Source organism: Amycolatopsis sp. MJM2582, assembly GCF_000754115.1.
Classification (GTDB): domain Bacteria; phylum Actinomycetota; class Actinomycetes; order Mycobacteriales; family Pseudonocardiaceae; genus Amycolatopsis; species Amycolatopsis japonica.
This window is the reverse complement of the sequence record NZ_JPLW01000007.1, coordinates 336,314-348,866: the sequence shown is the minus strand read 5'-3', so window position 1 is coordinate 348,866 and position 12,553 is coordinate 336,314. Positions and strand designations below refer to the sequence as shown.

The window sequence follows — 12,553 nt, the reverse complement described above, 5'->3', positions numbered from 1 at the left end:
GCAGTGGACATTTCCGAAATTAGGCTTCGGTGAACTCGATGGTCAACGCGTCCAATCCCGGTACGGCAAGGGAAATGAGGCGATCGACCGTCTCAAGTGGACTAATGGCGCGTTACGGGCGGCGGTAGATCGTCATGGAATGGCCCACTCGCTCGACCGGCGTACTGCCGGCGATCAGCGAGCCGAGGTCGCTGCCGTGGCCGTTTCCGGGCGCCCCTCCCCCGCCCATCGGATCGGCGAACGCGCCGAGGACCGCGGAATCCGACACGGCGAGCACACCGTGCACCTGATCCTCGGGCACCGTCAGCGGATCGGCGGCATCGATGCCGTAGTAGGACGGCAGACCGCTTCCCTGGTAGACGAGCCAGGTCCGCTCGCCCGCGTAGTCCTGTTTCAACCGATCCGCCAGGCGGCCCAGATCCTGCCCCCAGTCGACGTTCGAGTCCAGCAGGTACTTGTGCGTGTTCTCCGGTCCGCCGAACGCCTCGTTGGAGTACGGAAGGTAGTACGGGAACGTCATCAGCGAACTGACCGCGGCGAAGGCCACCACGGCCACCGCCGCGACCTTCACCCACCGCCGTCGCACGACGAGCACGGCGGCCGCGGCGACGGCCAGGAACATCGGCGCGAAGGCGAGGTACCGCACGCCGTTGTCGCGGACGATGACCATGGCCGTGGCCATCAGCAGGGCGGTCGGGACGAGCACGTACGGCGCCGCCGGGCGCAGGCGCCGGACCGACAGCAGCACGGCGGCGCCCGCCAGCCAGATCGCCAGCGCCCCCAACGGTGTCTTCACCAGCAGCGCGGCGGGTCCGTAGTACCAGAGCGACCCCGTGTAGTGCCTGCCGAACAGGAAGTTGTGCCACACATGGTCTTCGAGTTCGAACTGGAAGCGCATCCCGTCCCGCAACGGCTGCGGGAACGGCAGCCACTCGACGAGCGTGCGCATCCCGTGCAGGGGCTGCATACCCGACGGCGTCTCCCAGCGCAGGCCCGGATCCACGACGAGATACGACGCCCACACCACGACGATCGCGATCAGCGCCATCCCGGCTCCCGCCAGCACACCGCGTCCGATCAGCAGGGCCGGGCTCTTCAGGTCGAGTCCGCGAGCGCGGCGGGCGTGCCATACGGACACCACGGCCAGCGGGATCAGGACCGGAACCACCACCAGGGAAAGCACCTTCGTGGCCGTGGCCGCGCCGAGGGCCAGTCCGGCGAGCGGGAGGTAGAGCCCGGGGCGGCGCCGGGCACGCCACACCAGCCAGACCGACGTCAGCAGGAACCCGGCCACCGGCACGTCGAGCGTGGCCAGCGATCCGTGCGCGATGACGTCGGGCGAGAAGGTGAACAGGGTGAGCGCCAGCACCCCGCCCGCGCGACCGGCCAGATCGGAGGCAAACGCGAAGACGACCAGCCCGAACAGCAACGTCAGCAGGATCACCGGGAGCCGGGCGGCCAGCATCAGCCGGTCCGGGTCGTTGCCCGCTTCGTAGACCACGTGCTTGCCGAGTTCCCACTCGTGGCCGGAGAAGCCGGGGGCGATCTTCGGATCGGTGAAGGCCACCCCGGCCGCGATGATCAGCTTGCCCAGCGGCGGATGCTCGGGGTTGTACCGCAGGCTGTGCTCTTCGAGGTAGACCACCGCGGTGCCGACATAGACCGGCTCGTCGATGGTCGGGGACTGTTCCACGGCGGTCGTGATCATCGCGATCGCCATCTGGGTGAGCAGGGCGATCACCACGCCCGCGTACAACCACCGCTGGTGCTTCCGCACCCAGCGAAGGAAAGCGTTGTCGTTCGAAGGGTCCACTGACGGCTGAAGGCCATCGGTCGTCAAGTTCGGCGTCCTTCCCCCGGCGGGCCGGTGCGCCCGGTCCGCCCTGGATATCGATTACTCGGCTATGCGGCCGCGCCGAAGAGGGCCATCACGGTCGGCGCCGCCGCTGGGGCGGCGCCGTGTCGGGTCCGTGATGGCCCTCGTCGGCCGGGTGGAAGAGCTGTCAAGAGGTCGTGGATCGCGGTGTTCCGAGCAAGACCTGCTCCCAAGCGGCATTGGGGACGTTGAGCGATGCTGTTGGTCAGTTCAAGGCCGGATGGGTTTTCGATGGAGGTCGTGAGTGATAAAGAGCGTTAGAACGCTCTTTATCACTCACGACCCCGGCGCGAAAGCATCTTTGAGCGTCCCTGACCCCACATTGGTGGCGCTGGGATCAGCGCCTTGGTGGAAGAGAAACTCAGGCGGAGAGCGAAACCCCGGTCAGCTGCCGCTCCAGCTCCACGCTGGTGGCGTAGTCGGGAAGCAGCCCCTGCCGCTCCGCCTCGGCGAGCGTGATGGCGGCCTGGTCGCGTTCGGACAGGGTCGGCTCCACCTCGGTGCCGACCGGCAGGCCCAGCGCGGGGTCCAGCGCCGAAAGGGCGAGTTCGTTCTGTGCCACGTAACCCGCGGAAAGCATGTACGACATGACGGTGTCGTCCTCGAGCGCCACGAAGGCGTGGCCGACGCCGACCGGGAAGTACATAGTCCGGAAGTCCTGCTGGTCCATCAGGACCGCGTCCCATTTCCCGAACGTGGGCGAGCCGACCCGGATGTCCACGACGATGTCCAGCGCCCTGCCGCGGGCACAGTAGACGTACTTCGCGATACCCGGCGGTGTCACGGTGTAGTGGATTCCCCGCACCACACCGCGTTTGGACATGCTGTGGTTCGTCTGCGCCACCGGGAAGAGGGGGCCGCCGTGGGCTTCGGCGAAGGCCTCTTCCTGGAACGGCGAGACGAACAGGCCCCGGTCGTCGGGGAAGACGCGCGGGGTGAACTCGATCGCGCCTTCGACGGCGAGTTTGCGTGCTTGCACGGCTTGCTCCTGTGCTCGGTCAGAGGGTGGAAAGGACTTCGCGGACGGCGTGGACGACCTTGTCCTGCAGGTCGGGTGAAAGCGCGGGGTACATCGGCAGCGAGAAGATCTCGCCCGCCAGCTTCTCGGTGACCGGCAGCGAACCCTTCTCGTAACCGAGGTGGGCGAATCCGGTCATCGTGTGCACCGGCCACGGATAGCTGATGTTCAGGTGGATGTCGTAGGCCTTGAGGCGTTCGAGGATCTCGTCACGACGCGGGTGCCGCACCACGTACACGTAGTACACGTGCTCGTTGCCCTGGACGGTCTTCGGCAGCTTCAGTTCGGTATCACCGAGGGCCTCGACGTAGCGCTGGGCGACGGCGCGGCGGCCGGCGGTGTAGGCGTCGAGCCGCTTGAGCTTGCGCCGCAGGATCTCGGCCTGGACCTCGTCCAACCGGCTGTTGTGGGCAGGCGTCTCTACCGTGTAGTAGCGCTCTTCCATGCCGTAGTACCGCAACCGGCGCAGTTTCGCGGCCACGTTCTCGTCCGACGTGATCGCCGCGCCGCCGTCGCCGTACGCGCCGAGCACCTTGGTGGGATAGAAGGAGAACGCGGCCGCGTCGCCGGTCGTGCCCGCGATCGTGCCGTTCTGCCGGGCGCCGTGCGCCTGGGCGCAATCCTCCAAAAGGGACAGTCCGTGTTTCGCGGCGAGTTCCTTCAGCGGGGCCATGTCCACGCACTGGCCGTACAGGTGGACGGGAAGCAGGCATTTGGTGCGCTCGGTGATCGCGGCTTCGACCTGGCGGGTGTCCATCAGGAAGTCGTCCTCGCGGACGTCGACGAAGACGGGAGTGGCGCCGGTGCCGTCGATCGCGACCACGGTCGGGGCGGCGGTGTTCGACACCGTGATCACCTCGTCGCCCGGCCCGACACCCAGCGCCTGGAGGGCGAGCTTGATCGCGTTCGTGCCGTTGTCCAGCCCGACGCAGTGCCCGATGCCGTGGTACGCGGCGAATTCCGTCTCGAAGCCGCGCAGGCTCGCGCCGAGCACGAGCTGCCCCGAGTTGAAGACCGTCTCGACCGCGTCGAGCAGATCTTCGCGTTCGGTCTCGTATTCGGCCAGGTAGTCCCATACGCGCGTGGTCATGTGCGAGCCTTTCCGTGAACAGGGGTGGTCAGCGCGGCGACGGTGCGGCGCACTCCTTCGGGCAGTGAGATCTCCGGACGCCAGCCGGTGATCGCCCGGAACGGCGTGGAATCGATGGTGACGCTGCGCAGATCCGTCGCCGGCGCGTGCGACGGGGGTTCCACACAGGTCACGTCCACCGGCTCGCGTCCGGTGTGGTCGGCCATTTCCTTGGCCACGAGGCGGAAGACGTCGGCCAGCTGGTCTCCGCGGCCGGCACCGAGCAGCCAGTGGCCGCCGACCAAGGCGTCCGGGGCGGCCAGCGCGGCGGTGAACGCCGCCGCGATGTCCTCGACGTGGACGAGGTCGCGGCGCACGGTGCCGTCCCCCCAGATGGTGAGGTCCTGGCCGTCGAGTGCCCGCCGCGCCATCGCGGACACGACACCGCGGTCGAGGTTCGCGCCCTCGGCCGGGTTCTCGCCGAACACCGTGGGCAGCCGCAGGCTGATCCCGCGCACGAGGCCGTCGGCCGTGGCCTTCTTGAGGACCTGTTCCGCCGCCAGTTTCTGCTTGTCGTACGGGGTTCCCGGCTCGTCGGGCTCGCTGCCGTCGATCGGTTCCCTGGGCGGCACACCGACCTGCGACGCGGCCCCGCCGTAGATCACCAGCGGAGGTTTTCCGCTCACGACCTCGACGAGATCGCGCATCACGCCCAGGTTCACGCGTTCGGCTTCCTCGGTCTCGGCAACCCGCCAGCCGCCGTCCGCCAGCAGCAGGTACACGATCGCGTCCGAGCCCGCGACCGCTTCGGCCAAAGCGGCGCGGTCGGTGAGATCGGCGGTGACGACGGTCGTTTCGACCGGGCCGGGCGGCGGCGTGACCGGTCTGCGCGCCACCGCTCGCAACCGGATCGGTTGCCGCGCCAGCGCGCGGGTGACGGCCGAGCCGACGAAACCCGACGCCCCGAGGACGGTGATCAGCTTCATGTCATGCCTTTCCTCGCGGCTGCGCCGCCGCGGCGTTGATACAGGCGAGCAGGGTGCGGGCTTCGACGTTGACGTAATGCCCGTGCCGGGTGAGCGCGGTGAGCTGGGCGGGCGTGACCCAGGCGTAGCCGGGCGGGGCCACGATCGTGTCGTCCGCCTCGATCGCGAGATAGCGGGCCCTGACGTTGAGGAAACGACCGCCCTCCTCGGAATGTACCGCCTCGTACCGGATCCGCGAGCGCGGCGCGTCGAGGACGAAGTCGAGGAAGGGCGGGCGGCTCTCCGGCGGCAGGTGCGCGTAGTTGTGGGGCGTGCACTGGACGGTCGGGGCCAGCTCGACGGTGTCCAGGAAACCGCCGTCGGCACGGGCGTGCACCAGGACGTGCGGCACGCCGTCGATCTCGCGCACGAGGAACGCGACGACCCCGGTGCCGACGGATTCCAGCAGCGGCTGGGTCCAGCTGATCTTCTCTCGGTTGCTGCCCTTGACCGCGACCGCGAGGACCTTGAAGTACCGGCCGTCCTCGTGCTCGATCGCTTCGACGCCCTGTTTCCAGCCGTCGACGTCCGTGAGCGGGATGCGCCGCGCGCGGACGTCATGGCGCGAACGCTCGTTGGTGAACCACGACAGGAGCTGTACGTCGGAGAGCAGCGCGCCGGAAGTCCTGTCGTGGTAAGGAAGACACGACAGCACGCTTCTGGCGTTCATGTTGATCGTCTCGTCCTCGTGCATCAGCTCCGCGATCTGGCCGAGGGTGAGCCAGCAGAAGTCGTCCCACATCGGCACGTCGTCGACGGTCTCGACGATCATGTTGCGATTGGACTTGCGGAAGAACCACGAGCCCTGTTCGGCCTGGAGGACGTCGACGATGATCCCCTCCGGATCGGGCGGGGCGAAGTACTCGATCAGTTTGACGTTCGTGCCGCCGTGCGCCTTGGTGTAGTTGCTGCGGGTGGCCTGCACGGTCGGCGAGAGCTGCACGAGGTTCGGGTTCCCCGGCTCCATCTTGGCCTGCATGAGGAAATGCAGGACACCGTCGAACTCCTTGGCCAGGATGCCGAGGATGCCCACCTCGGGCTGTTTGATGACCGGCTGCCGCCATTCGCGGTACGGCCCGTCGCCGTGGGGGCCGTCGGCCTCGACCACGTGCAGGCCCTCGATGGCGAAGAACCGGCCGCTGCTGTGCACGAGATTCCCGGTCACGTCCTCGAACCACCACTGGTCGAGGTCGGCGAAGGGGATGCGTTCGACGTGGAAGACGTTGGCCTCACGGCGTTCGGCGATCCAGGCGCGGACGTCCTCGGTCCGCATGTGCACGCCGTCGGTCGTCGCCGCCGACCGGGCGATGCGGTCGGCGTGGTCGCGATCGGCACGAGGACGCACCGTCGCGGGTGGAAAAGGGGCCAGCATCTGGGACCTCACCTTTCGCGTGGGTCGGGTGGGTCGTGAGTGGCGATTCGGGTTCTAACCCGAATCGCCACTCACGACCCGCTGTACCGAGTGCTCAACCGGCGGGCCGCGCTCACCGAGTCGCAGCCCGCCAGGCCCAGTGCGTTCCGGAGTTCGACGGCGAGCAGGTCGAGCACCTGACGGGCGCCCGCCTGGCCGTCCGCGGCCAGCCCCCACATGAAGGGCCGACCGATCAGTACCCCCGACGCGCCGAGAGCGAGCGCCTTGAGCACGTCACCGCCGTTCCGGATCCCGCCGTCCAGCAACACCTCGCAGCCGCCGGAGACGGCGTCCGCGATCTCCTCCAGCATCGCGATCCCCGGAACGGCACCGTCCAACTGACGGCCTCCGTGGTTGGACACCACGATCCCGGTGGCCCCCGCGTCGACGGCGCGCACCGCGTCCTCGACCGCGAGGATCCCCTTGAGCACCACCGGAAGGTTCGTATGCGCACGGACCGCCTCGACGGATTCCCAAGTGGCCGGGGCGAATTCGCGCGCGGTGTGGTCGGCGACGGCGGAAAGCCCTTCGGCACGGCGATGCGCGGCCGCACCGGCGTCGAAGTTGGCCGCCGTCACCGATTCCGGCAACGCGAAACCGTTCCGCATGTCCCGCAACCGCCGTCCCATCCACGGCACGTCGACGGTGAACACGATCGCCTCGCAGCCGGCGTCCTCCGCCCGGCGCACGAGCTCCAGTGACCGTTTTTCGTCGCGCAGCCAGTAAAGCTGGAACCACGTCCGTCCGCCGACGGCCGCGATCTCCTCCAGGCCGACACTGCTCAGGGTGCAGATGGTGTACGGCACCCCGGCGTCACGCGCCGCCCGAGCCGCCGCGAGCTCGCCTTCGGGATGGAACAACCGCTGGTACGCGACCGGCGCGACCGCCACAGGGAGCGAAGCGCGCCGGCCGAGAACCTCGGCCTCGGGGGTGCCGCCGGTCAGGTCGCGCAGCATCCGGGGGATCACGAAGATCCGCTCCAGCGCGGTGCGATTGGCCGCCAGCGACGCCTCGGCGCCGCTGCCCCCGGCGAGGAAGTCCCAGATCTCACCGGGCAGCGCCGCCCGTGCGGCACGTTCGAGGTCGTCCAGGCAGAGGTGGGTCATCGCCGGGCGGGGCCGAGCTTGCTCTGTCCGGTGCGCTCCAGCTCCACGGCTTCGTACAGGGCCTTGATGTTGGAGCTGCCGAAGGTTCCGGCGCCCTGCCGCTCGATGATCTCGAAGAAGATCGTCTTACGCGGGTGCGTGGAGGCGGTGAAGATCTGGAACAGCTGGCCGCCGTGGTCCTCGTCGGCCAGCAGCTTCGTCTCGCGCAGGTCGTCCAGCGAGTGCGTCTCCAGCTCGATCCGCTCGCCGAGCAGGTCGTAGTAGGCGTCCGGGGTCTTCAGGAATTCCACGCCGCGCGCGGAAAGCTCCTTGACCGCGCGGACCGCGTCCGGGCTGGTGAAGGCGATGTGCTGGACACCGGATCCGTGGTGCTCCTTGATGAAGTCGTCGATCTGGCCGGGGTCGGCGGTCTTGTCCGGCTCGATCAGGGTGAGCGTGACCGCGCCCGACGTGCTCTGCACGACGGTCGAGTTCATCGCCTGCGCGCCGACCACGATGTGCTCTTCGAAGATCTGCTTGAAACCGAGCGCGCGCTCGTAGAACGCCACCGTGGGGCCGAGGTCGCCGGCGTTCAGGCAGACTGCGAAGTGGTCGATCACGCCCAGCTCCACGCCGCCCTTGCCGCGCGGGGCCTCCTCGGCGCCGTCGCTCTGGATCAGGGTGTGCACGACATCGCCGAAACCGCTGACGGTGGCCGTGAGGACCGAGTCCGCGCCCTTCTCCGGCTCGCGGAGGGGTTGCGCGCCCGCCTTCACCGCGGCCTCGAAGGCGGCGGCCACGTCGGGGGTGCGCAGCGCGATGTCGGCCACTCCGTCACCGTGGGTCTGCAGGTAGGTGGCCCCGGGGTGGCGGTCCGACAGCGGCTCGGTCAGCACCAGCGCGATCGCGCTGTGCCGCAGCGTCACGCTCCGGTGGTCGGCCGACCGGTCGGTGGCCGTGACGGAGAAGTCGTACTTGTCCAGCCAGCCGGACGCGGCCACCTCGAGGTTGGCCACATACATTTCCACATAGTCGATCTCGAAATTCTGCGTGTTTTCGTGAGAAGACAAGACATTCCTCCGTGGAATAGATGTAATCCTCGATCACAGGATGGCGCGAAGCCATTTCCGCATCAATGGTGTCCGCTTGACACTTCCGTCCACATCGGACGGACGTCGGGTCAGCGACCGGTGAACCGCACCGGGAGTTCCCGGTATCCCTGCACGACGACCGCCCGCAACCAGGACGGGTCCTTCACCAGCTCCACCCGCGACACCCGTTCGGCCACCTCCCGCAGCACCACCGCCAGCTCGATCCGCGCGAGCGCGGACCCGAGGCAGTGATGCATGCCGTGCCCGAAAGCGATGTGCCGGTTGGGTTTCCGCCCCGGCCGGAACGTGTCCGGATCGTCGAACACGGCGGGATCCCGGTTCGCCGCGGGAAGCCACGCGACCACCGGTGTGCCGGCTTCGAGGTCGCGGCCGTTGATCGTGACCTCGCCGGTCGTCACCCGCAACACGTGCATCGCGGGCGAAGTCCAGCGCAAGACCTCGTCCACGACGGTGTCGACGTCGGCGTCCCCGTCCCGCACCCGGGCCAGAAGTCCCGGCACGGTGGCGAAAGCGTGCACCGCGCCGGTGATCGCGTGCCGCGTGGTCTCGTTGCCGCCGATCAGCACGTTGTCGCAGTTGAGCAGGACGTCGTCGATCGAGAGCTCGTCGTCGGAAAGCAGGGTGCTGACGAGGTCCTCGCCGGGACGCGCCCGGCGAGCGGTGATCAGCTCGTCGAAGTAGACGAGGATTTCGGTGTGCGCCTGACGCGGGGTCATCCCGTCGAACAGTGCGTCCTCACCGCCGAACGCGTGGTTCGTCAGGTCGATGAGCATGTCCTGGTCTTCGGCGGGCACACCGAGGATTTCGCAGACGACGGCGGCGGGGATCCGCGGGCCGATCGCCGCGGCCACGTCGCACACCTCGGCGTCGAGCACCCGGTCGAGGACGCCGGTCACCTCGGTCCGCACCCGTTCCGACAGTTTCCGCGCCGCCGCCCGCGAAAGCAGCGGCCCCACCAGTTTGCGCAGTTTCCGGTGCTGGTCCTGTTCGGAGACCACCATCATCTGCCCGCCCGAGTTGTCGGGATGATCGCGGTCGAAGCCGATCATCATCCCGTACTCGGAGGTGAACGGGGCCGACGGCGCGAGCACCGCCGCGCACGCCTGATGCGAGAACACGGACCAGAACCCGCTGGGCGAGCTGCCCGGCCCGCTCCACACCATCGCGTCTTCCGCCGCGTACTCGCGCCACCGCTCGTGCCGGGCCAAGGTCGTGTACAGGTCGGGATCGCCGAGGTCGACGGCTGTCGTCGTCTGCATGAATGGTCTCCAGGTCAGGTGTGTGCGCCGTCGAGCACCTTGGCGAGCTGAGCCACTGTCGGGGCGTCGAAGAACGCCTGCACCCTCAGCCGGATCTTCAAGCGTTCGCGGACGCGGCTCACGAGCCGGGTCGCGAGCAGCGAATGGCCGCCGATCTCGAAGAAGCTGTCCTCCACCCCGACGGTGCTGACGCCGAGCACTTCGGCGAACAGCTCGGCGAGGATGATCTCCGTGGGGGTGAGCGGCGCCCGTCCGGCCGCGCGTCCGGCATGCTCCTCTTCGGGAGTGGGCAGGGCGACCCGGTCGATCTTGCCGTTGGGCGAGACCGGCAGGCTGGGCAGACCGACGACCACGTCGGGCACCAGATATCCAGGCAGCTGTTCTCGAAGCGGTGTCAGGAGTTTTTCGGTGGGCACGCGTTCGCCACCGGCACCGACCACATAGGCGACGAGCCTGTTCTCGTGCTCGGTCACCACCGCCTGGGCCACGCCGTCCACCGCCAGCAGGGCGGCTTCGACCTCGCCCGGTTCGATCCGGTGGCCGCGCACCTTCAGCTGGTCGTCGACCCGGCCGACGAAGACGTACTGACCGTCCGGACGCGTCCGCACCCGGTCGCCGGTGCGGTACATGCGTCCGCCCGGGCCGCCGAAGGGATCCGGCAGGAACCTTTCCGCGGTCGCGGCCGCTCTTCGGAGGTAGCCGCGGGCGAGTCCGGGGCCGACCGCGTACAGCTCGCCGACGTCGCCGTCCTCGACGGGACGCAGCCGGTCGTCCAGGACATAGGTACGGACACCGGTGATCGGCCTGCCGATCGGCGGCGTCTCCTCCCCGGTCAGCGGCTCGCTCGCGGTGACCGCCACCGTGGTCTCGGTCGGACCGTAAGCGTTGATCATCACGCGGTCCACGGCCCAGCGTTTCGCGACCGGGGCCGGGCACGCCTCGCCGGCGACCAGGAGGGTCAGCCCGGCGGGCAGGCCGCCCGCCTCCTCCAGCGGCGCCAGCGCCGACGGCGGCAACGTGACATGGGTGATCCGCTGGTCGCGCACCAGCCGGGACAGCGGCTCGCCGGGCACCAGATCCGGTGCGGAAGCCAGGACGAGACAGCCGCCCGCCTGCCAGATCGGCCAGAACTCGGCGACCGCGGCGTCGAAACTGGGCGAGGCGAAGGCCAGCAACCTGCTGCCGGGCCCCAGTTCCTGACGGCGCACGTAGTCGTCGGCCAGGTTCGGGATCCCGCGGTGCGTGACCAGCACGCCCTTCGGACGGCCCGTCGAACCCGAGGTGTAGATGACGTACGCGGGGTGGTCGGGACGCAGTGGGCCGATCCGGTCCTCATCGCCCAGGTTCGGCTCTTCCCGGCCAGGCTCCCGCGCCACGCTCAGGATGACGGGGGCGCCGGTCACGTCCTGCCCCGGCAGGCACAAGAGGCAGTGTGCCGCCGCGTCGTCCAGCATCTGCCGCTTGCGTTCCTCCGGATAGTCCGGATCGACCGGCACGTATGCCGCGCCCGCCTTGTGCACGGCCAGAATCGCGATGACGAACTCGATCGACCTCGGCATCGCCAACGCGACGAGCCGCTCCGGGCCGACGCCGTGCGCGACGAGCCGCCGGGCGAGCCGGTTGGCCTCGCCGTTCAGCTCGGCGTAGGTGAGGGTGGTGCTGTCCATCGCCACCGCGGGACGATCCGGCAGCACGGCTGCGGTCGCCTCGAACAGGGCGGGGGTCGTGGCCGCCGAAAGGACGGTCATACGGTCTCTCCCAGTGTCTCGCGCGATTCGGTGCGGAGGAACCGGATCAGCTCGCGGTTCACCGCTTCCGGGTTCTCCAGATAGCCGAAATGCCCGCACTCGGGAATCGTGCGGTAGGTCGCGCCGGGGATCGCGGAAGCCAGCTCCAGCCCGGCCGCCGGTGGCGCCACGAGGTCGTGCTCGAACGAGACGACGTGACAGGGCACCTTGATCTCCTGGTAGAAGGCGAGGCGATCCGGCAACGCGCTCAGCAGCAACTGCGACCGGACACCCGGCCCCCAGGAGCCCGCCGCCGCGAACAGATCGAGCCAGTCTCCGGTGAGATCGTCGTCGGCGAGGGTCGCGGGCCCCAGGTTGTGCATGGCGCGGACCGCGGCGAGGAAACCCGGCGGCAGCTCGATGCCCTGCTCGATCAGCTTCGCCTCACCCTCGGCGAGCTCGCGTTGGACGAGACTGCTCTTGCCGCAGGCGGCCATCAGCACGACCGATTCCAGCAGTTCCGGATGGGCGAGCGCGACCTCTTGCGCGATATAGGAACCCATCGACGTGCCGACGATCCGGCACGGCACCGCGTCCAGATAGTCGATCAGTGCGGCCACATCCGCGACGAGGTCTTCGATGGTGAATCCGTCCGCGCCGTCGTCGCTCGGCGGGATCCCGCGATTGTCCATCGTGATCACCCGGAAACCGGCGGCGCGGAGCGCGGGCACCTGATGCAGGTCCCACACCGAACTCGGCGCACCGGTGCCGGTCAGCAGAAGGACCGGCGGACCGTCGCCACAATCGTTGTAGGACAACCGGATCCCGTTCTCGGTTGTCATCAGCATGATGCTCCTTGAGGGAAAAGGGCTGCTGCGCCGAGACGTGGCGCGAATCCGACCGTACCTTCGGAGATCCGGTGTCCGAGAGCACCGGTGATGGACAATTCCCGGGAAATGGGGCGTCCACCG

General features: G+C 68.8%; 10 protein-coding genes. All 10 read right to left on the bottom strand.

Translation table 11 applies throughout. The features are described 5' to 3' along the window. Positions 1-112: 112 nt before the first annotated feature. Positions 113-1,777 (bottom strand): glycosyltransferase family 39 protein, encoded by a 1,665-nt coding sequence (locus ED92_RS36090; RefSeq protein ID WP_235213464.1) that lies wholly within the window; start codon positions 1,775-1,777, stop codon positions 113-115. A 460-nt stretch (positions 1,778-2,237) separates the two neighbouring features. Continuing rightward, a complete protein-coding gene (locus ED92_RS36085) occupies positions 2,238-2,855 on the bottom strand; it encodes a dTDP-4-dehydrorhamnose 3,5-epimerase family protein (RefSeq protein ID WP_037346437.1) in 618 nt (205 codons plus the stop codon). Positions 2,856-2,874: 19 nt separating this feature from the next. Further along, positions 2,875-3,984: a DegT/DnrJ/EryC1/StrS aminotransferase family protein gene (locus ED92_RS36080; protein ID WP_037346435.1), complete on the bottom strand. Its 1,110-nt coding sequence runs from the start codon at positions 3,982-3,984 to the stop codon at positions 2,875-2,877. Continuing rightward, the gene (locus ED92_RS36075; protein ID WP_037346432.1) at positions 3,981-4,949 is read right to left on the bottom strand and encodes an NAD(P)-dependent oxidoreductase; all 969 of its coding nucleotides are present in this window, start codon (positions 4,947-4,949) and stop codon (positions 3,981-3,983) included. The genes ED92_RS36080 and ED92_RS36075 overlap by 4 nt, the downstream gene beginning before the upstream one ends. Before the next feature lies 1 nt (position 4,950). Beyond that, on the bottom strand, positions 4,951-6,360 hold the full coding sequence (locus ED92_RS36070) for an NDP-hexose 2,3-dehydratase family protein (RefSeq protein ID WP_037346430.1): 1,410 nt from the start codon (positions 6,358-6,360) through the stop codon (positions 4,951-4,953). 71 nt (positions 6,361-6,431) lie between these two features. Continuing rightward, positions 6,432-7,505 carry an alpha-hydroxy acid oxidase gene (locus ED92_RS36065; RefSeq protein ID WP_037346428.1) on the bottom strand — a complete coding sequence of 358 codons (1,074 nt, stop codon included), beginning with the start codon at positions 7,503-7,505 and terminating at the stop codon, positions 6,432-6,434. Then, the gene (gene hppD, locus ED92_RS36060; protein WP_037346426.1) at positions 7,502-8,554 is read right to left on the bottom strand and encodes a 4-hydroxyphenylpyruvate dioxygenase; all 1,053 of its coding nucleotides are present in this window, start codon (positions 8,552-8,554) and stop codon (positions 7,502-7,504) included. Before hppD ends, ED92_RS36065 begins: the two co-directional genes overlap by 4 nt. Positions 8,555-8,664: 110 nt before the next feature. Next, a complete protein-coding gene (locus ED92_RS36055) occupies positions 8,665-9,855 on the bottom strand; it encodes a cytochrome P450 (RefSeq protein WP_037346423.1) in 1,191 nt (396 codons plus the stop codon). A 14-nt stretch (positions 9,856-9,869) separates the two neighbouring features. Next, positions 9,870-11,603, bottom strand: coding sequence for an amino acid adenylation domain-containing protein (locus ED92_RS36050; RefSeq protein ID WP_037346419.1), 1,734 nt, complete (start codon positions 11,601-11,603; stop codon positions 9,870-9,872). Then, the gene (locus ED92_RS36045; protein ID WP_037346418.1) at positions 11,600-12,430 is read right to left on the bottom strand and encodes an alpha/beta fold hydrolase; all 831 of its coding nucleotides are present in this window, start codon (positions 12,428-12,430) and stop codon (positions 11,600-11,602) included. The genes ED92_RS36050 and ED92_RS36045 overlap by 4 nt, the downstream gene beginning before the upstream one ends. Positions 12,431-12,553 lie beyond the last annotated feature (123 nt).